Origin of the sequence: Bradyrhizobium sp. RD5-C2, from assembly GCF_019972155.1 — a bacterium.
Classification (GTDB): domain Bacteria; phylum Pseudomonadota; class Alphaproteobacteria; order Rhizobiales; family Xanthobacteraceae; genus Bradyrhizobium.
Window position 1 is genome coordinate 38,244 of record NZ_BOVL01000048.1, and the last position, 21,073, is coordinate 59,316.

At 59.8% G+C, this 21,073-nt stretch carries 21 protein-coding genes; 13 read left to right on the forward strand and 8 right to left on the reverse strand.

All coding sequences use genetic code 11. The features are described 5' to 3' along the window. Positions 1-123: 123 nt before the first annotated feature. The 8 genes from BraRD5C2_RS33805 (at position 124) to BraRD5C2_RS33840 (ending at position 6,606) form a co-directional block, all read left to right on the forward strand. A complete protein-coding gene (locus BraRD5C2_RS33805) occupies positions 124-357 on the forward strand; it encodes a DUF6894 family protein (RefSeq protein WP_223975762.1) in 234 nt (77 codons plus the stop codon). A 156-nt stretch (positions 358-513) separates the two neighbouring features. Next, positions 514-2,334 carry an FUSC family protein gene (locus BraRD5C2_RS33810; protein ID WP_223975763.1) on the forward strand — a complete coding sequence of 607 codons (1,821 nt, stop codon included), beginning with the start codon at positions 514-516 and terminating at the stop codon, positions 2,332-2,334. Continuing rightward, entirely contained in the window at positions 2,334-2,537 is a 204-nt protein-coding gene (locus BraRD5C2_RS33815; RefSeq protein ID WP_223975764.1) for a DUF1656 domain-containing protein, read from the forward strand. Before BraRD5C2_RS33810 ends, BraRD5C2_RS33815 begins: the two co-directional genes overlap by 1 nt. 11 nt (positions 2,538-2,548) lie before the next feature. After that, a complete protein-coding gene (locus tag BraRD5C2_RS33820) occupies positions 2,549-3,724 on the forward strand; it encodes an efflux RND transporter periplasmic adaptor subunit (RefSeq protein ID WP_308444474.1) in 1,176 nt (391 codons plus the stop codon). A 35-nt stretch (positions 3,725-3,759) separates the two neighbouring features. Continuing rightward, a complete protein-coding gene (locus BraRD5C2_RS33825) occupies positions 3,760-5,550 on the forward strand; it encodes an alpha-keto acid decarboxylase family protein (protein ID WP_223975765.1) in 1,791 nt (596 codons plus the stop codon). Next, on the forward strand, positions 5,547-5,735 hold the full coding sequence (locus BraRD5C2_RS33830) for a 3-hydroxyacyl-CoA dehydrogenase NAD-binding domain-containing protein (RefSeq protein ID WP_223975766.1): 189 nt from the start codon (positions 5,547-5,549) through the stop codon (positions 5,733-5,735). Before BraRD5C2_RS33825 ends, BraRD5C2_RS33830 begins: the two co-directional genes overlap by 4 nt. After that, complete coding sequence (locus tag BraRD5C2_RS33835; RefSeq protein ID WP_223975767.1) at positions 5,732-6,058, forward strand: hypothetical protein; 327 nt, start codon at positions 5,732-5,734, stop codon at positions 6,056-6,058. The genes BraRD5C2_RS33830 and BraRD5C2_RS33835 overlap by 4 nt, the downstream gene beginning before the upstream one ends. 119 nt (positions 6,059-6,177) lie before the next feature. Then, the gene (locus BraRD5C2_RS33840; RefSeq protein ID WP_223975768.1) at positions 6,178-6,606 is read left to right on the forward strand and encodes a VOC family protein; all 429 of its coding nucleotides are present in this window, start codon (positions 6,178-6,180) and stop codon (positions 6,604-6,606) included. Between the two features lie 830 nt (positions 6,607-7,436). Here BraRD5C2_RS33840 and BraRD5C2_RS33845 read toward each other — a convergent pair. From BraRD5C2_RS33845 to BraRD5C2_RS33855, 3 genes are all read right to left on the reverse strand, one after another. Then, positions 7,437-8,081, reverse strand: a complete 645-nt coding sequence (locus tag BraRD5C2_RS33845) for a hypothetical protein (protein WP_223975770.1) — start codon at positions 8,079-8,081, stop codon at positions 7,437-7,439. A gap of 54 nt (positions 8,082-8,135) precedes the next feature. Then, entirely contained in the window at positions 8,136-8,450 is a 315-nt protein-coding gene (locus BraRD5C2_RS33850) for a hypothetical protein (RefSeq protein WP_223975772.1), read from the reverse strand. A gap of 587 nt (positions 8,451-9,037) precedes the next feature. Further along, positions 9,038-11,896 carry an ATP-binding protein gene (locus BraRD5C2_RS33855; RefSeq protein WP_223975773.1) on the reverse strand — a complete coding sequence of 953 codons (2,859 nt, stop codon included), beginning with the start codon at positions 11,894-11,896 and terminating at the stop codon, positions 9,038-9,040. 241 nt (positions 11,897-12,137) lie between these two features. On the opposite strand from BraRD5C2_RS33855, the gene BraRD5C2_RS33860 reads away from it, so the two are divergent. Continuing rightward, entirely contained in the window at positions 12,138-13,127 is a 990-nt protein-coding gene (locus BraRD5C2_RS33860; RefSeq protein ID WP_223975775.1) for an alpha/beta hydrolase, read from the forward strand. Between the two features lie 153 nt (positions 13,128-13,280). On the opposite strand, the gene BraRD5C2_RS33865 is transcribed toward BraRD5C2_RS33860, so the two are convergent. From BraRD5C2_RS33865 to BraRD5C2_RS33880, 4 genes are all read right to left on the reverse strand, one after another. Further along, a complete protein-coding gene (locus BraRD5C2_RS33865; protein ID WP_223975777.1) occupies positions 13,281-13,433 on the reverse strand; it encodes a hypothetical protein in 153 nt (50 codons plus the stop codon). 1,205 nt (positions 13,434-14,638) lie between these two features. Further along, positions 14,639-14,926 carry a DUF1330 domain-containing protein gene (locus BraRD5C2_RS33870; protein ID WP_223975779.1) on the reverse strand — a complete coding sequence of 96 codons (288 nt, stop codon included), beginning with the start codon at positions 14,924-14,926 and terminating at the stop codon, positions 14,639-14,641. A gap of 73 nt (positions 14,927-14,999) precedes the next feature. Beyond that, positions 15,000-15,470, reverse strand: coding sequence for a hypothetical protein (locus BraRD5C2_RS33875; RefSeq protein ID WP_223975780.1), 471 nt, complete (start codon positions 15,468-15,470; stop codon positions 15,000-15,002). 75 nt (positions 15,471-15,545) lie between these two features. Beyond that, a complete protein-coding gene (locus BraRD5C2_RS33880; RefSeq protein WP_223975781.1) occupies positions 15,546-16,499 on the reverse strand; it encodes an NAD(P)H-binding protein in 954 nt (317 codons plus the stop codon). An 80-nt stretch (positions 16,500-16,579) separates the two neighbouring features. Between BraRD5C2_RS33880 and BraRD5C2_RS33885 the strand changes: the two genes are divergently transcribed. Then, positions 16,580-17,164, forward strand: a complete 585-nt coding sequence (locus BraRD5C2_RS33885) for a TetR/AcrR family transcriptional regulator (protein WP_223975782.1) — start codon at positions 16,580-16,582, stop codon at positions 17,162-17,164. A gap of 197 nt (positions 17,165-17,361) precedes the next feature. On the opposite strand, the gene BraRD5C2_RS33890 is transcribed toward BraRD5C2_RS33885, so the two are convergent. Next, entirely contained in the window at positions 17,362-17,874 is a 513-nt protein-coding gene (locus BraRD5C2_RS33890) for a TetR/AcrR family transcriptional regulator (protein WP_249788377.1), read from the reverse strand. Between the two features lie 111 nt (positions 17,875-17,985). Between BraRD5C2_RS33890 and BraRD5C2_RS33895 the strand changes: the two genes are divergently transcribed. The 3 genes from BraRD5C2_RS33895 (at position 17,986) to BraRD5C2_RS33905 (ending at position 21,063) form a co-directional block, all read left to right on the forward strand. Further along, complete coding sequence (locus BraRD5C2_RS33895) at positions 17,986-18,222, forward strand: DUF2798 domain-containing protein (RefSeq protein ID WP_223975783.1); 237 nt, start codon at positions 17,986-17,988, stop codon at positions 18,220-18,222. A 67-nt stretch (positions 18,223-18,289) separates the two neighbouring features. Further along, positions 18,290-19,207, forward strand: a complete 918-nt coding sequence (locus tag BraRD5C2_RS33900) for an SDR family NAD(P)-dependent oxidoreductase (RefSeq protein WP_223975784.1) — start codon at positions 18,290-18,292, stop codon at positions 19,205-19,207. 674 nt (positions 19,208-19,881) lie between these two features. Continuing rightward, complete coding sequence (locus tag BraRD5C2_RS33905; RefSeq protein WP_223975785.1) at positions 19,882-21,063, forward strand: efflux RND transporter periplasmic adaptor subunit; 1,182 nt, start codon at positions 19,882-19,884, stop codon at positions 21,061-21,063. Positions 21,064-21,073: the final 10 nt, after the last annotated feature.

Consider the following 21,073-nt stretch of genomic DNA (forward strand, 5'->3'; position numbering starts at 1 on the left):
TCTTTCTTATAGCGGCTTCGACCTGGTCGCGGATCTTCCCAGCGCCGCGGGTCCTGGCCGCCGCTCGAAGACACCTGAGACGCTGCCGCCTCGTCGCTAACCGTCTCTTTGAAGGAGGCTGAGGTGACACAGGTTTATTTCCACTGCTCCAACGCAAACGAAGTTTTGATCGATCGGTGCGGCGCCATGGTAGACGACCTCACGGAAGCCCGTGATCGTGCCACCTCCGTCGTTCGCTCCCTCACGACAGCACGAAATCTCGACGATTGGCGGGGCTGGATCTTGCACGTCGAAGACGACGTTGGCGCAGAGCTGTTCGTCGTTCCGTTCGCTTTCGTCCTCGGCAAACCGAATTGAGAGCGACCTGCGGCCCATCCTCTCCACCGCCCAACAACCCGACGAGCCGACCTGGTCTGTCACCTGACCGGTCATCCGACAGATGGCTTCTGCCTCCGGTGGGCCGATATCTGAACACGAATGCCGAAGCACTGACAAAATTGATGAGGGATTGCCTTGGTCGCAACAACAGCTCAGCAGCCGTTTACGATAGCCAAGATTCCCGCCGGCTCGTGGACATTCGCCGTCCGCGTCTGGTTGGCCACTATCCTGGCGCTGTTTGTGAGCTTCTGGCTCCAGCTCGAAGCGCCGTTCACGGCGGCGGTAACCGTCGCTATTCTTGCGGAGCCGACCCGTGGTCAGGCACTGGACAAGGCTGCCTTCAGATTGACCGGCACCATTGTGGGAGTGGCAGCTTCGATCGCGATCACCGGGTTGTTTTCTCAGGCAAGAGACTTGATTCTGGTGGCATCTGCGGTGTGGCTTGGTCTGTGCGTCTTCGCGGCAAAGCTGTTGGATGGCAATCGCGCCTATGCGGCCGTCCTGTCCGGCTACACCGTTGCAAACATCGCATTACAGCAGCTCGACAATCCGCAGCACGTTTTTGAAGCCAGCGTGGAACGTAGCGCCGCAATCGCGGTCGGCATCGTCTCAATAGCGGTCGTAAACGTATTGATGTCCGCTCCTGACCGTCAGTCACGACTTGCCGTGCAACTGACGGCAATCCATCGTCGCGTGCGCGACTACGCAAGTGCTGGCTTCCGTGACGAGGGGGATTCGGCGACCTTCCTGGCGCTGGTCCGGGATATCGTTGGACTCCGTGCTGACGTCGCAAGCATCGCTGTCGAGTCGAGCAGCGGCACCGTCGTAAGCGCCGCCGCCCGCAGCGCAGCCGTCAGCCTCGTCGCTGAACTGCAGGCAGCCCGGGTCCTGAATGCAGGTCATGCCGATCTTGGGCCCGAAGGCTCCGCATGGAAAATGCGAGAGTTGTTGCGGCGGGACGACCACGTCTGCCAGGATTTGTTGGCTCTCAGCTCAGCCAAATGGCCGTCACGGTTGCAGCGAGCCCCCTTATATCGGTCTCTTCGCATTGCGGCCGACACCGCTGTACGCGCTGCTCTTTGGTTTGCAGTTGCATCGACGTTATTCGTCTGGGCCGGGTGGTCTGCGGCAAGCGCTTCACTGTATCTTGTCGCGACGGTTGCTGCATTGGGAGTCACAACGCCCAACCCGCGAGATTTTGCCGCGATAGCCCTTGTTGGTGCGCCGGTCGCGGTCCTGTTGGCCGGCATACTCGAGTTCGTCGTGCTCGATGGCGCTGACGCCTTTCCTACACTGGCGATCGCCCTGGCTCCTTTTGCAATCGGCGCAGCATTGCTCCTGCCATCGCAAAATCCTGTGTGGTCGGGACTCGGCCGGATCAATCTTATCGCCATCCCGACAATCCTGGCGCCGAGCAATCCTCAGTCCTACAACCCCGAGGCATTCCTCTTCACGTCTCTCTTCATTGTCGCGGCTCCAGCGGTCTTGCTGGTGGCGCAAATGCTTATCCCGCCTGTCTCCAACGAGAAACAGAGGAGTCAGCTGCTTGCGGAGGTTCGCGGCGAGTTGGGGCCGGACAACAAGAATAGCGAAACTCCGGAGGAAGCAACGTTCCGCGACGCGTCGAGCATCGGACAATTCCTTTCTGCTGATGGTGCGCAGGACAATCGTGCCATCGCGGAACTGCTCTCCTGCTTCGATCGGTCGGCGATGATCCGGCTTTGCAGCACGAAACTGACGCAGTTCGCTGATGGGCCGCTTGCTCCACTGGCACGTCAAGCGCGCGAAGCGATCGGCACGCGAGACACAGCGGCGCTCCGCGCCGTCGCCCGCGTGCTCCGCGCGAACGCGTCTCACAAGGACGCGATCGAGGCAGAAACTGCGGAGTGCCTTGTCCTGACAAGCGACATGATCGACCGGAACAGCGGGCCGAATTCATCTCGGGAGGCAACCTGATGGCACATACCTTTGGTGAGTTGGTCGTCGGAGGCGTGCTGGTAGCGCCTTTTGTGACCTACCTGTTGGCAGCGCTTGCTGTCGTCATCGTGCTTCGGCCGCTCCTGCATGTTGCAGGGTTTGCGAAGCTATTCAGTCACGCCGCAGTCGCACAGCTCAGTCTCTTTGTGACGATTCTGTGCCTGTTGATGCTGTTTTTCTAAAGGAGAGAGCCATGAATGCGATTGTTCGTGAGGAAGCTATTCAGCAGGACGCGACGCAGGCAAGCGTAGCGCAGTTTTCGCCCGCATCGCCTCGTGAAACGGTCGTGTCCGACGAGATCGCACGACGGATCTCGGAAGACTATGCAGACGACGAACAGAGGTCCTCACCCCCGGAACGGCCTATGTCACGGCGGCAAGGCGACGCCGCACGAACACTGCGACTTCTGTTGCGCGGACTGGCTACAGCCTGCATCGCGATCGTTGCGGTCCTGAGCGCCATTCTGGCTTGGGATCGGTATAATGCCGCCCCCTGGACGCGCGATGGGAGCGTGCGAGTTCAAGTTGCCAACGTGGCGCCGCAGATTTCGGGGCAGATCAAGGAGCTGCGGGTCGTCGACAATCAATTCGTTCACAAGGGCGACATCCTGTATGTCATCGAGCCCTTCGATTTTGAGATCGCGCTACGCGCGTACAGGGCGTCGCTACAGCAAAAAATCGCCGACAGGGACGTCAAGGATTTGCAGGCCGAACGACGGCAGCGCTTGTCTGATCTTGCGGTGAGCACCGAAGAGAAGCAGACCTACCAGGGAAATGCTGTTCAGGCGGCAGCCGTCGTGGACACGGCTCAAGAACAGGTGAAGCAGGCGGAGATCAACCTGCGGCGTACCGAGGTGCGCAGTCCGGTGAACGGGTTCGTCACCAATCTCCTGCTCCGGGTGGGAAACTACGCGGTACAGGGGACCAGCAATATCTCGATCGTCGACACGGACAGTTTTTGGATCGACGGATATTTCGAGGAGACCAAGCTGGCCCGACTCTGCGTGGGTGACCGCGCCGAGGCCAAGCTGATGGGCTACCCGGCGCCGATCATCGGCCACGTCGCAACGGTGACGCGTGGGGTCAGCGTATCCAATGCGGCTGCTGCCACGCAGGGCTTGCCCAACGTCGATCCGGTTTACACTTGGGTACGTTTGGCACAACGCGTGCCGGTCCGCATCGCGATCGACAAGGTGCCATCGGGGGTGCCGCTGGTGTCAGGCCTGACTGCGACTGTCACGATCCGTGACGGCAAGGACGACGAGAGCAGAACGCCGCTTCAGAGGGTACGCGCCGACCTGGAGCGGAGCTTTGCTGGATTGTTCGGCGGAGATCCGGCGCGCCCAGGCTGCATTCCTAACCCATCCTGACTTCCACTGACTCAACCATCTGAGGAGACAGACGCATGTCCAACAGCCCCACTCAGCGAATGACGATCGGTGACTTCCTGCTTCGCCGTCTCGAGGAGGCCGGAATCCGACATTTGTTCGGTGTTCCCGGCGATTACAATCTGACGCTGTTGCAGCAGCTTCAGGACACCGGCACGCTGAAATGGATCGGCACGACCGGTGAGCTGACCGCTTCCTATGCGGCGGACGGCTATGCGCGGCTGAACGGCCTGGGCGCGCTCCTCGTGACGAACGGCGTCGGCGCCCTGAGCGCGATCAATGGTGTCGGCGGCTCATACAGCGAGCATGTCCCGGTCATCTGCATCTGCGGATCGATACCACTCAGGTCCATTGACCGTGGTTTGGGAATGCACCACACGATGGCCGATGGGACTTTTGATCACTTTCTTGACACCTACGCGCAAGTGACCGTCGCGCGGGCCAGGATCACTCCGCGTAACGCCGCCACCGAGATCGATCGGCTGATCCTGACCGCGTGGCGGGAAAAGCTTCCCGTATACATGGAGCTGCCGTCCGACATCGCGTACCTCGAGATCGAGGTTCCGGCGGAACCGCTCGTGCTCGCCGAACCGGCGAGCGATCCGGAACGGCTGCGTTCATGCATTGCGGCTATCGCGGCGCGACTGTCCGCCGCGACGTCGCCGGCAATCCTCGTTGATGCGGACGCGGACCGCTTTGGCGTCGCGCCTGAACTTATGGACCTGGCCGCGAAGATGCAGGCTCCAGTGGCGGTGATCAATGCAGCCAAAGCCGTGATCGACGAGACGTTCCCGCATTACCTCGGCATCTACGGCGGCAAGGCAAGCGAGCCAGGCGTACGCGAGGCGATCGAGAGCAGCGACTGCCTGTTCTCGATCGGTCACCGGCCGATCGAGGTGACCACCGGCGATTTCACGGCTTCACTGCCGGCCGACACGATCCACGCGCGTGGCCATTCGGTGGACGTGGGTGATGAGAACTATCAGGCGGTGACGCTCAAGGAAGTCCTCCGCGGTGTGATCGACACGGTCCACCCCGTCAAAGACCGCGCCCAGCATCATGTCGCGCCTGCCGTGGCAGGCACTCAGGCCAACGGCTCCGCCAAACTGACCCAGGCTGCCTACTGGCGAGCCATCCAGAGCTATGTTCGACCCGGGGACGTGCTGTATGTCGACAATGGCACGTCATTCGTTCTCCTGGGCCTGAAGCTTCCGAAAAATTGCACCTTCATCGGATCAATCAACTGGGGATCGATCGGTTACTCGGTCGGAGCCTTGCTTGGCGCATTGACCGCGGCGCCGCACCGTCGTCACCTGCTGTTCGTCGGCGACGGCTCGTTCCAGGTCACTGCGCAGGAGCTGTCGACCATTCTGCGACACGACCACAAGCCGGTGATCTTCCTGATCAACAACGGCGGATACGCGATCGAACGAGGCTATATCGGCAAAGACGAGCCCTACAACGACATCGCCAACTGGTCCTATGCCGATCTGCCGAAAGTGCTCCGTCCCGACACGTCGGCACGCTCGTTCGTCGTTAAGACTACCGGGGATCTCCAAAATGTCCTCAGCGCACCGAACGACGCGATGATCTTCGTCGAATCGATCATGGATCCCCACGACGCTCCTGCTGCGGTCATCGTCAGCAGCAACAAGGGGGCCGACCTCGACTACGGCCCTCGCGGCCCGCAGCGGCGCGACAACTTGCAGCTTCGGCCGGCTACACTGGACGCCGGTCGATCCAGTGAAGGAAACACTCCGGCGTTACAAATGCCAAAATCTGAAGAACGCATCGGAGAAATTTCATGACCGGCACCAAGCCCATTCGCCGCATCGCTGTCATCGGTACCGGTGTCATGGGGGCGAGCTGGACCTCGCTGTTTCCCGCCAGGGGACTCCAGATGGTCGAAAGCGACGGCGCGCAGAACGCTGAGACCGCCAAGGCAACGGTGCGGCGGCAAACCCGCGCCCGTTTTGGGGAGGACATCCTATGAACGATAAGACCGCCGACGAGCTATCAAGCGAACCACCAACTGTACGTCGAAACAGCACTGGTACATGGATTGTGCTCACGGTGTTGTCGTTGCTCTTGGTCGCGACTGGCGTCGCCGCCTATCTCGGTTGGTCCCTCGGAGATGCCGACGTGCCAACGTCGGGTTATGTCGCGATGGGGTTCGGCGTCATTTTCTCCTTGCTTGTCGGTATCGGATTGATGGCGCTTCTTTTTTACAGCAGTCGCAAAGGTTATGATGAGCCAGCAGTCTTGATTGAAGGACCTTCGACGATCGATGTAGATGCGGCAGATCGCGGCGCCTAGATCGCTGGTGTGATCGCGAATAATACGGCTTACGCCCTCACGGACCCGTCAACAGGATCACGGAAGCTCACCCCACACATTCCGCAGCTTGCCACCAACAAAAGCTACAAGAGGACCGGATGATTGACCACGTCTACATATCCGTCACCAACATCGACAAGTCATTGGCCTTTTACTCTGAAGCCCTGAAGCCGCTCGGGTGGACGATATCCGGTAACTACGACTCAGCTTCGGGCCCCGAGGGCGTTCCTGACCTCTACGGAATCGGGGACGACGTCTACGGCAGCGGAAAGGCGGTCGGATCAAGCATCTGGCTACGTCAACGCAAGCCCGGCGAGACTGGGCTGTATCTCGGGATTGTCTGCGACACAGATGAACTGGTCGACGCAGCCTATGCAGCGGCAATCAAAGCTGGGGGCACCGACGAGGGCAAACCAGCGGATCGCACCTACTTCGCCTCCGGCTACTACGCCGCCAATGTCGCGGACTTTGACGGCAACCGCATCGAGTTCGTGCATAAGGCGTGGAATCCCAAGCGGCGCACATAGCATCGCAAATTGGTCCCCTTCCGGGTCGGCGATTCCGTCGGTACGCGAGCAACGAGTTTTGCCAGAAAGTCGCTTACCACTCATGCTATCCAGTTGAGCTGGACCGGCGGGTCCGGCTCACTCTTGGTACACGCAAGCCACGGCGGTTGTTCGGAAAGGCTAGTTTTGGTTGAGTATTCGAGGTTCCCTGGGACCACGGCGGAGAATCCCTTCCTCTCCGCCATCAGCTTTGGACAGCGCAGATGTCCTTCAAAATAGTGTCGGATCGCCCGCTTTTTTACGGCAGCGCACCTCTTGGACTGGCATACGCGCCTGCGCGGCCTTGGAGACGTATTAGCGAAACGGGAGCTCATTGTGTTCGCGGGCGACGACGAGGGCAGTAGCGAATCCCGCGATTAAACTAGCCATTTGAGCTCGATTCCATCGAGGGCGAGTAGCCGCATGTTCGCTAGACCTTCCGTTCGAGCCATTGTAGGCCGGATGCTCGGTACGAGCCCTCCGACCGGTTCCCAGGCGCGGAGGACCTTTGGGGGAGGGCATACTGGGCCCTTGAAAGACACTTTCAGGGTCCAAATGCACCTTATGGTTTGACAACCCTTGGTAACTCATTGACATCGCAACAAATGCGACCGCTCTCCGAGTGCACCATAAATCCACGTTCCAGCCTTCGGAATATTAGACATAGTCACCCCTCCGTCGCGCCATCTGAACAGAAGCCCGGCAGATGTGTCCGATCATCATGAGTGCGAGAGCTGAACCGCTCTATCGGTTGTCGCTGCTCGTGCCGAGACAACAGATGTAACTTTGGAGTGCTGTCCAGTTCTACTGCGCTACTTAACGAAATCGATACTCCGGCATTTCCAATCATCGAGCGGAAATTCAAACGATAAGAAATCGTCGTCGGGCACGGAAGCCGCTCTGTTCGCCATCTCAATTCGATTCAACAAGAGCGTGCGCCATCCTTTGGTGATAGACATCCACCATTCTCGGCGCATACATGTGTGCTCGGCGCACTCGAAGGCCGTTTGAACCGCGAGCGTGGTGAGCTCCCTGTATGGTTGCAAGCAAAATGATCTAGCAAATCGCTGGCTTGGCTTTTGCCCCTTCAGCCACGTGAATACGACGGCTGGCATTTTTTCGACCGTAAGAATATGCATTCCGATATACGCAGCTTCTTCAGAAAAATTCTGAAGCTTCGTTCCGATGACGTCGTAAAGCGGGCGAAAGGCACCAACAGACAGCAGAACAGGTGTTGCATGAAATCGAATGATCGCCGCCCGGATTTCATCGTACCTGGACAGGTTAATCATGTTCTCGGTGCGTTTGAAGTGTTCTTCCGCTGCGATCGCCGCGAGTGAATGGATCCGAAACGCTTCGTAAAATGGTTCGCGTCCTGGATCACTGCTTAGGTATTTTCTTGCCTCGTTCGCGGCTGCGTCTTCCGCGTTTCCTCGAACATAAACTTCTGCAGCCATCGCTCTATAATGCAGCAGAGTGAGTTGTTCGCGTGTGAAGGTGAGTGCTACGTCCTACAAAGGCGCAAAAAGAGTCTTGTCATGACGTGCGCAGAAGCACTGTAATGTCGAGAAGTTGCCTATACCAATATCTTCCGCTTGAAAGCCGGATCTCTTCATTTGTGCGATGGGTGAAAGGCGAGTAGGAACGGCGTGGACATGGCCTTGCTCAGCAATTTGTAAGAGCTGCGAGCGAGGGATCATGTGCGCTTGAACGATTCTTCCATCGCAGCCGTCTCCACCAAAACGCTTGGACAGACACTCTTTGCTATCCAGGGTGCCTTGATAGCGTTTGAGGAAACTCCATTGTGTGGGTGTAATCGGTTTCATGGTCTGAACGCGCAGGTATTCGCAATTTGCGTAATGTACCCGGCATGGCACTTGCTGCGAGGGAAATTACAGCCGCGGGAGGTGCAGCGCGAACCGTCCTCTTGAACGAAAGATGGACGTATCTGGTGCGGCGATTGCGGCGCAGGAAACGAGAGCGAAGTAAGTCATTGATGATGTTGGCCGTTATGAGCTGCCGGCTCTAACCATTGAGCTACAAGCCCCGCCGCGGGACGGCCGCAGCAATGCGCGGCCTTTCCGCAAGTCATGGCGGCGTTCGCCGCCGGCAAGCGGTCATCTGGGAGAAGCCGCTGGCCGGCTCGCTGCATGAGATCGGCCAGCTCATCGCCGACTAGGTCGGGGCGCGCGAGCGCATCATGTCGGTATCCAATGTAGCTTCGGCAACGGCCTGGAGAAAGTGCAGCCCATTATTGAGCTTGGCCTGGCCGGCAGGCCGCATCTCGCGACCGCGGCGTCAAATACTCGTCGTCGCGGCGTGACCTATCTAATGCAATGTATCGAACATGTCTTGCGGAGTGCTGCCGTCCGGATTTAGGTGACGTGGCTTTAATTTCCAAGTCCCGCTGCAACTATATCAATTCCAGAGTCGTCAGGAGGCGTTCCGCCGCTTTTAGATCCGCGGTGTCTTGGCCTTTGAACCAAACAACTATTTGTTCCAGGAGGATTCGAGCGTCCTTGCGTCGTCCATGAGCGCTCATGAGCTTTGCCAGGTCGAACGTAGCCCGCAGTTCGCTCGCCCGCGCGCCTTGTTGACGACTGAGTTCGAGCGAGCGGTTGAAGAGTCTTTCCACTTCCTCGACGTCAGGCTGCGGCATTGAGAGAAGAAGAACGCCCTTCACCCGCAACAACTCGGTCATGTAAATGAGGTCGCCGTTCATTTCGACCAATTGGATGCCAGCATTGATCACGCTCAAGCCTTCGTCAAATCGGCCGATCGCGGCAAACCCTTCCGTGAGCGAAAGATTGAATGGCGAAGCCATCATCCCGTACCGTGCAGCGCGAAGCTCCTGCACGCAGTTCTGCAAGGCATCGACTCCGATTTGAGAATCGCCGCGGCTGATCGCCAGCAGCGCTTTGATGCCACGCCCGACCAACACCTGTAGCGCCAGGGAATGGGTCCGGCCATTGGAGATATACCAATCCGTGACCTTCTCGGCAGTCTCCAGATCGCCCGTCCAGAGGAACAGCAAGACCGCGTGAATGAGAGTCAGGCTCAATGTGATCGAGTGCTTGATGTGACGGGCATCCTCAAGGATGAGGTGCGCTTGTTCGGTGGCCTGGAGCGGATAGCCCTGCAGGCATAGTGTGCTCGCCAAACCCATTGCGGCCGGGGCGGCGACGTCAAAGCCGAAATAGACCTTGCTGGCGCCCTGTGCACGTGGCCGATTTTCTATCGCCGCCTCAAATTCCGCTTTGGCGCCCTTGAGATCGCCAGTCAGGTAAAGTGAGTTCCCGAACACGAAATGCGCCAACGCGAAGGCGGCCGGGTCGCCAAGGGCTTCGGCGACTGCCAGACTACGCTTTGCGCATTGCATTGTCAGCTCGCGATTGCCGCCTCGAAAATGGAAGATGTTCAGCGCGCTGAGCAACCACATTTGATAAGTGAGTTCGCCGCGATCCTCGGCGATGGAAAGGCTTCTATCCAGAGCCGCGCGCGCCTCGTCGCCGCCGCCGCGCGTGAACATCAGTGAATAGCCCAGGGCGGCCTGCAAACGCATTTCATCGGAAGTTCCGCACCTGGTGTCGTCCAGGACCAGCAGCGCCTGCTCCGACCAGCGATAGCATTCGGGCAACATGGACGTTGCCAGCAGGACGGGCCCGGCGGCGACAGCAAGTCCGATTCCGATGTCGACTTCCTGCGAATCGCGAGAGAATGCCCACTCTAGTGCCGCTCGCATATTGTCGAGGTCTCGAACGTAACGGGGCAGATCATTGAAATCCATGGATGGGCCGTCGGCGGCCAGTGCAAACAGATCGCGATAGAACGCCGCGTGCCGACGGGCAACCTGTTCGCCCTCACAACTCTCGGCCAGTTTGTCGAGCGCATAGGCCCGAATTGTCTCGAGCAGTCGCCAGCGGCCGAACGGTGCCGATGTATCAAGAGATACGAGCGACTTGGCGACCAGGCTTGCGATGCCCTCGGCAACCATGTTGGCCGTCACCGCGGGATCGCCCATGACTGCGGTCGCCGCTTCGAGCGTGAACCCGCCGGCGCAAACTGCCACCCGGCCCAACAGGGCCCGTTCGGCGTCCGGCAGCAGCTCGTAGCTCCAATCCAGTGCCGCACGCAGGGTCTGGTGTCTCGGCAGAGCCGTTCGGCGGCCGGCTGTCAGTAGACTGAAGCGATCATCCAGAAGGTCAGTCGTCTGCTGAAGTCCTAGCGTCGCAACTCGCGCTGCCGCAAACTCAATGGCGAGCGGAATGCCGTCGAGGTGCCGGCAGATCGCGGCAATCAGTGGCAGGTTTCCTGGGCCAGCCGACGAGCCCGCACCGAGGGCGATCAGTCTGGCATTGAACAGTTGGACGGCGCTATACTCGCGAATGAGATCCTCGTCGTCCTGGCGCGAAGGTGGCACGTCGAGCGGTGGAACGCGATATGCGTACTCGCCCTCGATTCTCAGGACTTCCCGGCTCGTCGCAAGCACGGACACATTCGGGCATAGACGGACGATCGTTTCCGCGAGCTTGGCTGCGGCATCGATGAGATGCTCGCAATTGTCGAGCACGAGCAGCAGCTTCTCCCGGTCGAGAGCCCGCGCCACGGATTCGGCCGAAATCACGCTGCCCGCGATGCTCATTCCGAGTGCCACGGAAACAGCAGCCGGCACGAGTGCCGCGTCCGACAGCGCAGCCAGCTCGACGATCCAGCAATCGCCCTCAAGCGTCGGAAAGATGCCGCGCGCAACCTCGAGAGCCAGCACGCTTTTTCCGATTCCGCCCGGCCCGGTCAGCGTGACGACGCGATAAGCCGACAGGACATCCAGCAGATGCTGCCGCGGTTCGCTTCGGCCGATCAGCGCCGATCCTGCAATCGGCACGTTGGTTCGAAATGCCGGTTTTGGGGTGCGTTCAGCGTCACCGAACCGGTGTCCCGGCAGGGGTGCCTCCAGCACGTTCCAGCGCCCCAGCAGGCGATAACCACGGCCGGCGACCGTCTTCAGCAGGCCGCGGTCGGCGCCAAACGCCTTTCGGATGGCCGAAATGTGAAATTGGAGGGTGTTTTCCTCCACGACCGCGCCGGGCCATACGCGCTCCATCAGGTGGTATTTGGTGACGAGCTCGCCGGCCGATCGAGCCAAAATCTCGAGGATCTCGAAGGCACGGCTCCCGATCGGCACGGCGGCACCGCCGGACCGCAACTCGCGCCGGGCCAGATCGACTTCCCACCCGTTCGACGCGTGAACGGCCTTTGCGCTTTGCTCCGTCAAGTCGGCGACCCCGGTAGATCGAGTGATTCTCAGAACTTCTCAGGACAGGCTCAGGGAATTCACGCGCGAAACGAGCTCAAACGTTGCGCGTGGCGGTGAGCATCGGACGGTCGAACAAGTCGTCAACGAAGCGCGGAGCTCGCTCGAAGTGCTCTGGATACGCGCTCGACCGTCGGAACGGCAGAGGTAACACATGCGACGCACCCTTCTTTTCTCAGCAATCCTTCTTGGAGCGACGGTTATGACGCAAACGACGCAAGCTGCAACACCAGATCCCGCGACCGACCCTCGCATCGATCCGCAGGTTCGTGCGTTTCTGAAAGAAATCAACAAGGACTCAAGTCCTTTCTGGGAGCTTCCTCAGCCAAAGCCGCAGGACATCCTGACCGGCTTGCAGAACAAGACCCCGGTCGACATGTCGGGGGTAAGCACGACCGAGCAGACCATCACCCAGGACGGTCAAACCGTAAAAATCTACATCATGAAGCCCGAGCAGATCTCCGGTAAACCCGGTGTGCTGCTGTTTATTCATGGTGGCGTCTGGATTGTCGGAAATTTCCAGAACCACCAGCGCCTTTTGCGGGACCTGGTCGTCGGCTCGGGCCAAATCGGCGTGTTCGTCGAATACACGTCCCTTCCCGAGGCGCGGTTTCCCACCCAGCTCAATCAATCCTATGCTGTGTTGAAGTGGGTGGCGAGCCATGCCGAAGAGTTTGGCGCGGATGGCAGCCGGATCGCGGTGGCCGGCAATTCGGTCGGCGGCAACATGACCGCAGCGTTGACGCTCATGGCTAAGGACCGCGGCGGTCCCAAGATCAGTCACCAGGTGCTGATGATCCCGGCGACCGACGCCAGCGTGGACACTCAGTCCTACCATGAATTCGGCACCGGTCGGTTCTTGGCCCGCGCTTTCATGAAATATGGCTGGGACTTGTATGCACCGGACCCCGCATTGCGCGACAACCCTTATGTCTCTCCATTGCGCGCGAGCCTCGAACAACTGCGCGGGCTACCGCCGGCGCTGGTCGTCACATCGGAGAACGATCCACTGCGCGACGAAGGCGAAGCTTACGCCCGTAAGCTCAAGGAGGCCGGGGTCTCGGTGATCGCGACTCGCTACAACGGCATGATCCACGACTTCGTCTTGCTGAATGGCATTCTGACCGATCCCGAGCCGGAGGCTGCGATCCGTCAAATGTCAGCTGAGATCAAAGCTCATCTCACGCGTTAATCCGGATCAGCTAGGAGGGGCGACGTGGTCGCTCCCTCCTAGCTGTCGACTGTGAATGGCAAGGAGAAACGTTGGTGTGGTGACCAGTAGCCGCGCTGTCGAGATTCGGTGTGGATCTCTGCCGAATGTTCCTGAACGTCGTATTGCGGCAACCTAGTCGGACAAGCGCCGTATCGAGACGATACGCCAAGCAGCTCCGTCAAACCATTTCTCCACCGCGTTGCGGGCGGAGTCCTCGTTCACCGCTTTAAGGTCCGTCTTGAGGCTCTTTTCGCCATCGGCGAGTTGAATTCGGAACATTGCCATTCGCGCCTCCTTACTAAGGCGCGACACTGGCGCGCGCATGGTTAACGAAAGGTTAATCGTAAAAGGCGAAGCCAGCCATGCGGTAGGCGTCTACGCTGTGCAGGGCACCACGGCGATTTATCGCCATTCTGGCGAAAGAGATTGTGAAATGATTTCAATGGGGTAGAGCGCATATGATGTCAAAGCAAGCATCTATAATCGCTACGTATTTTGAAACTTCGAAACTGAATGCGAGCGGGGCGGGGTGCCGACCGGCCTTCATTTGCGTGCAATAGGAGATCGCGCGATGGCTGGTGCCGCGACTGACGCAAACGGAGCTGAAAGGCTCTTTTCAGGCTGAGAAGAACCTTTCGAACCACGTCGTCGGCATAAGCCCTTGAAACCGCAGCAAATGCGAACGCTCTCCGAGTGCACCATGAACCCACTATACGACGTCGTCGGGGACCGACTCCACGCCGGAAGATCAGGATACAACTCGGGAGCTTGGCAACGAGGAGCACGCTCGCCGGAAAGATCGCGGAATCATCTGTCATCAAGGCGCTCCGCTACGCGTGAATTGAAGCGGTCGATGCTCCAATTGTGGAGCTGGTTTTCGGCGGATCGAGCTTTGGTCAAAGCCAGATGACAGGGGCGAATACCACTGTCTCTGGAGATTTTCGACGGAACCAGGATGATCGCCTATAGGCTGACAATCCAGCCTTCGATCCGAGCCTTGGCGAATTAGCGTGGTCACTCGGGCCGGGTCAACGAGCATCCCAATCTCGTGAAATTCAGAGGCCATGTGGCGCGCTCGGGCGCTGTCCGCGCCTCGGTGACCGTTCCGGATAAGTATGCGTCAGGCTCCGGTCGGCTGTCGAGCAATTCCGGTCGCGGGACATGGAGCGGCCATTCCGGACGTGAACGTTGTTCGGGGTACTAGACCGCCCGGAGGAACTGATGAGTTTTTCTGTCGATTGCTGGCCCACCGGACCGGAGAAAGCCGAGGTTTCGATCGGCATTGTCGAACCAAGAATACAATTGGTTAGAAGTCGGCGTGTGCACCGGGAGATCAATACCTATCGAAGGTTAGCGTCTGCGGTAGTCCTTGGATGCGAATTAGGTCTGGAAGCGTGAACGCCCTGAGAAGCCGTCCTCCAACGATGGTCGATGTGCCAAGCGAGCGGCCAAGCGGATTGGGCGTCGTCAGCCGCACTGAAAGTATTTTGTCAAATTCCGTCCAGAATAACTAGGCTGCCGCTCGTGCTCTCGAGTCTAAGACCAATTATCTTTTGGTAGGCGGCCGATTCATACCAGCGTTCGGCGGATTCTCGCGATGGAAATTCAACGATCACGGTGCCGGAATGCTCCCACTGACCTTCGAGCACTGTCGCCTTGCCCCCAGCAGCGAGAAACTGGCCTCCAAACGGTTTGGCTGTGTCCCCTACTTTCTTTCGATACTCTGCAAACATCGCTTCATCGTGAACCGTCAACGTTACAATCAGGTAGGCCTTCATCTGAGACTCCTCTTATTACTCAACTAATTGCCAAGAAAACGCTCAACGTGCGACGCGCATACCCGCCGCATAACTAAGCCGCGCTCTGCGTAGGGTGCCCCGCGGCGTTCCGCGCTTCGATAGCCTTGACTGAGTTCTCGAAGGCCCTCTCCAGCACGCGCCTGCCGATCGTTCCCAGTACGAGACCGAGCATTCGTCCCTTCAAGTTCTTGCCCTCCCGAATGACGACGACGTCTATATCGGTCGTGCCATTTGGCTGACGCGTGAAGGTGTAGGTGTGGCTCGACGCCCCGCCCCACACGTTAGAGTCGGTGGTCGTTAGGACGACGTGGCTGAGATCAGACCAATCGTAGCGCAGGCGTTCCCAGACCCCGCCGGAGCCCTCCGTGACGTCGGCTGCCGTGTGGCTCTGGCGATGCACCTTAAGGTACTCATCGGCGCTATTGCCAAAAAGCCTCGAACGGCCTGGTCCGAAATCGGTAAGCCCGCGGACGTATTGCTCGGGCGTCAACGAGGTTCTCTGATGGAGGTGAATTGTGGACATGTGTTGCTCCCTGTTGACAGCTTTCTGATACCCCTCGCGATGACTTGGAGGACCAAAGAAGGCGCTAGGCTCGCGCTAAGGGTTGGAGACGAGAGGCTCGGGAGCCTCGCGCGCCTCCAGGGTAGTCGCGGCCCGATGCTGGGTTGAGTTCCGAAAGATCTCGATATTTTCGGCAAGCCATTGCGGTAGCGTTCTCGGCGACTTGCCGGTCAATATCTCGACGGTCGACGTGGTCTCTCCGAGTGCGGATTCGCGAAACATCTGGTCCAGCCCGACTAGCAAATCGGCGACCAGTGGCGGGAGGCCGTCAGCCAGCAGCGTGGCTCGCTGTTCCTCGGTCGATCGATGGTTGTAGACGACCGGGCGGCCGAGCAGGTTCGACAGTTGCTCGGCAACCTGCAGCATGGTCCAGGCCCGTGTCCCGGTCAGATGATAGGCGCGCTGCGACTCCGGGCTGAATTCCTCGAGCAATGCCACGCGTGCCACGTTGGCGACGTCACGGGTATCGATGAAGTTCACGCGCCCCTCGCCGGCGGCGCCCGCCCAGAAGCCGGCAGCGATTTGACCAGCCGCGCGTTTGAGGATGTCGACGTATGCCGAGGGCCGCAAGACGGTTGACGCCACCGGCTGCTGAGCCAGATGTGCCTCGATTTGCATATGCCAGGCAAAAGGATTGAGGCGAGATGCCGGCCCCAAGGCGGAGAGTTTGACAATATGGCGGACGCCGGCAGCTACGGCGGCGTCGATCAACGCGATCTCGTTCGCCACTTGCTGTGGCGACGTACCATGCGAAACGAACAGCCGATCGGTATCACGAAGCGCGTTCTCAAGCGTATCCGGCTGTTCGAAATCGACAGCGGCGATGCGGGCACCTCTGGGCAGTTGAGGCGCGTCGGGCCGCCGGGTCAGTACCGTGATATCGACCGGATCGGAAGCGAGGAGGCTGGCCAGCGTCGAGCCGACGCGACCCGTGGCACCGGCTATGGCGATCCGCGGCTTGTGCGACACCGGTTGGATTTCCTTGGACATAGCGAAATCTCCCTTGTATCTTGGAACGGTCGGTCCAAAATACATGGAACGATCGTTCCAAGATGTCAAGTGAGGTGTTGATGAGTGGCAAGCCGCAATTCGATGACGTTGCCGTGATCGCTGCAGCAACCGAGGTTTTCTGGCGCAACGGCTATGCGGCCGCTGCCATCAGCGATCTGACGGAGGCTACGGGTTTGTCTCGCTCCAGCCTCTATCAGAGATTCCACGACAAAGACGGCTTGTTCCAGGAAGCTCTTGCAGCCTATACGCAACGCGTTTTGCGGCGCATGAACGCTGTCAAGGCTGACAGCGCGCGTGGGCGATTGAGGGCATTGCTGCGCGCTTTCTTGCCAGACAGATCCCGGCCGGCGGGTTGCCTGATCGGGCGAAGTTGTGCCGAGATCTCGGCATTATCTAAAGAAGGACAGGCCGCCACACTGGCTGCGGCGGCACGTCAGCGCGATATCTTGGCAAGGATTCTGCGTGAAGGCGTCGCGACGGGGGAACTGGCCCAAGGTACCGATATAGATGCAATGGCCTGGCATTACCTCGGCGTGCTGCAGTCCGTACTGAACTTCCCGCAAGCGGGTGTTGATCCTGGCCTGCTCGATCGCATGATCGACGTCGCCATGGCGGTGTGGTCTGATACTCTTCGCACCGATTGATGACCCGAAAAAGTCAAGGGCTCTTAAATCTTGTTCGCTTGCGAATGCCCACTATCAGCCGACCGCGACCGGACGGGCAGGGTACCTTTGGCGTCAGAAACGGCCAATCGGAAATGGCATAAAGGATGCAGGACAACTGAGGCTAGGGTCTGCCGCCCACCATAGAGCTTCCGCGGATGGCGGAGAAACCGTCGTGCCTATTTCCCATGCCGCGCTCTCTCGAGCAGCGTCATGCAGGCATCGAGACAGGCTGCCGCGATCGTGCGGCCGAGCGGACTCGGCTTCTTGTTCAACAGCCGATGCATCACTACGCCGTGCAGCATCATCATGACCGGATAGGCAACGTGCGCGGCCCTGCTTTCATCGACGCCGGCGCGCACGAGATGGCTGGTATATCGTGCGATCTCGCTGCCCTGCGCATCTGTTGTGACGCGTTCCATCCAGCCACGTCCGTAGAGCAGTTCATAGTCGCGGGGGTGGCTCGTGCCGAACTCAAGGTGTCGTACACAGGCATCGCGGAAGTCGCGCGATTTCCCCAGGTAGCCTGAGAAGCGCTGAAAGGCGAGCGCGCGCAAGGCTGTCAGCAGCGCCTCCCGATCGGCGTAATAACTATAGACCGTCGGCGTCGTGGTGCCTGCCTCGGCCGCCACGCCGCGGATCGTCACGGCCTCCTCGCCACCGGACTGCCAAAGGGCGTCGGCGGCCTTCAAGATTCTGTGAGGTAGCTCCGGATCAGCGGTTCTCGGCATTGGCTCCATTGCTTTTACATCGTATAAGTTATACGTCGTCCAATTAATAAACCCGTTTCCAGGAGCAAGCAAATGGTCCTTCCCCCGAAACTGATCGGACCCGCGATTTCCATGATCACCGGCCTGATCACCTCGACCAGCATGTCGTTCGTTGGTCTTGCTATGAACTACGGCTTTCAACCCGATTTCGCCGTGCGCTGGCTGAGGGCCGCGGCAACGAGCTACGTCGTGATCGTGCCGATGCTGGTGATCGTCATCCCTCGGATACAGCGCTTCGTCATGCGGCAGGCCGGAATGCCACCGCGTTGAGCTGCAGAAAACGAAGACCCGAACGACCACTCGTTCACCACTATGAACGCAACCCTAGGCCAGCAACATGACGACGAAACAGAAACACGACAGCCCGATTCTCGTGACCGGAGCAGCCGGCGCCGTCGGCGGCATCGGCCGCAGTCTTACCCAGTTACTTCTGACAAAAGGACATAAGGTGCGCGCCTTGGTTCGGCGCGAAGACAAGCGGGCCGAGGCCTTACGGCAGCTCGGCGCAGAGGTCGTAAATGGCGACCTGACGGACCTCGCCTCGATGCACCGCGCCATCGAAGGTTGCCGGCGTATCTATTTCGGTATGTCTGTCTCGGCGGCGTACCTGGAAGCCACGATCAACACGGCAGCGGTGGCGCGGCACCACGGCGTTGAGGCGTTCGTGAACATGTCGCAGATGACGGTTTCGCAGATGAGCATCAGCGAGACCACCGACAGCCCGCAGCACAAGCTGCACTGGCTGGCGGAGCAGGCCCTGTCCTGGTCCGGACTGCCGGTCGTCACGGTGCGGCCGACAGTGTTCCTCGAGGGTTTCTTTCTTACGCTCGCCGCCGCCGGCGTGCGGGCCTCCGACGAGTTGGCACTGCCGATGGGCGGCGGCAAGACCTCGCCGATCTCGGCGGTCGATGTAGCGCGTGCGGTCGCGGCGATCCTCGATGACCCAACACCGCATATCGGACAAGTCTACGATCTCACGGGGCCCGAATCCGCCGATCTGGAGCACTATGCGCGCGCGTACTCCGAGGCGCTCGGCAGGCCCATCCGATATCGCGACGTCCCACTTCCGGCGTGGAGCGAGGGTCTTCGAAAGGCGAGGTTTCCTGAGCACGTCGTCAGCCATCTCTCGGCCATAACCGAGTTGAACAGGCAGGGGCGTTACGACCGCATGACGAATACCTTGCGCAAGCTCACCGGCGAAGCTCCAATGAACATGGGGGATTTCGTCAAGCTCCATGCCGCCGAATTCAAGTAGCATGGAGTGGCGCTTTGATGAAGCGCTCGGCACAGACCGCAAGCAGAATCCGACCGTTGGGGCGCCCGGATGTTCTGCGTTGGATCGAGGCTGCGCAATGGCTCGGCCGACCGGAATTCCAGCGCTTAGCCAGCTCACGGTCACGCGCTTTCTTCGGTCTGACGCAAAGCGTACCGGAGCAATCCCGAGGCGGGTAGTCCAATGAGACCCATGAGCGAATGGCAGCCGCCTCTGGCGCGCTTCGTGCTGCTGCTCTTGTTGGGCGGCTGTGGGGAAGCGGACCAGATGGGCGGAGCGGGAGTGTCGTTCTTTGGATGCCCGCAGTTCGGTACTCAAGACATTTTCGGACGATCAAAATAATAAGCTGGTGACCTTTACTCTTAAATACTCGAGTTCGCTTGAGGCAGGCAGAAAATCCCGCGCGTGGTTTGGTCGGAGCCGGTGCCGAACCCCGCCAACGCCACGGATCGTCACCGCCTCCTCGTCGTCCGACCGCCATCGGGCGTCGGTGGCCTTCAACATCCTGTGAGCAGAGCCCCCTGATCGCCGCCGTGCGGCATCAGCGCTTGCTTTTACGTCGTATAAGTTATACGTCGTATAAATAACAATCGGCTCCCGGGAAAGCGCCAGCGGAGGGATGAGCAACTCAGCCCCTTCCATGACAGGACAACACAATGAACGTTCCAGGATTATGGATTGCGGGCCTGTCTGCAGCCGTGCTTGCGGTATCAGGCACCTATCTATGGCGCGAAGGCATTCCGTCCAGCGTCATGAAGCCGGCCGCGAATACCGCGCCGGCGTGGCCGGTGCCCGTGACGGCCGGCGTGGTGAAGGATCAGGACTTCGCGATTTCGCGCGTGGGACTCGGCACGGTCCAAGCCTACAACACCGTGACCGTAAAAGTGCGCGTCGATGGTGAGGTGCAAAAGATCGCCTTTCGCGAAGGCCAGGATGTACAGGTCGGCGACCTGATCGCGCAGATCGATCCGCGCCCCTATCAGGCGCAACTGCATCAGGCCGAGGCCGACAAGGCGCGCGACGAAGCACTGCTCGCCAATGCCAGGCTTGATTTGGAGCGCTACAGCAAGCTCGTGGTCAAGGAGTTCGCCACCCGCCAGAGCGTCGATACCCAGGAAGCTCTGGTCGCGCAGTATCAGGCTGCGATCGCGCGTGATCAGGCGGTGATCGACAATGCGCGCGTGCAGCTGGGATATACGACGATCGTCTCGCCGCTCTCCGGCCGCACCGGCATCCGCCTGATCGACCAGGGCAACATTGTTCATGCCTCCGATTCGGGCGGACTTGTCGTCGTCACACAAGTAGCGCCGATCGGCGTGATCTTCACCTTGCCGCAGAAATATCTCCCGGAGATCATCGATGCGATGCGGGGCGGGGCGCTTGTCGTATCGGCGTATGATCAGGACGACCGCATCAAGCTTGCCGAAGGCCGTCTCGAGCTGATCGACAACCAGATCGATCAAGGCACCGGCTCGATCCGCCTGAAAGCGATCTTTTCAAATCTCGACGGACGGCTTTGGCCCGGTCAATTCGTCAGCGCCCGCCTGCTGCTCGGCGTCCGCCGCGGACCGGTCGTGCCGGAATCCGCGCTGCAATCGGGGCCTAACGGCAGCTACGCGTTCTTCGTCCGGCAGGATTCCACGGTCGAAACCCGTCCGGTACGGATCGCCGCCAGCCGCAACGGCGAGGCGCTGATCGAGAGCGGCCTTGCTGCCGGTGAAACCATCGTTCTGGACGGTCACTACAAGCTCCGGCCCGGCACGCGCATCGCACCCGTTCCCTCGCCGGCGGCTCCTGCGAAAGAACGCACCGCCTCCAGCGCACAAGGCCGGGAATAAGGCGGCGCAT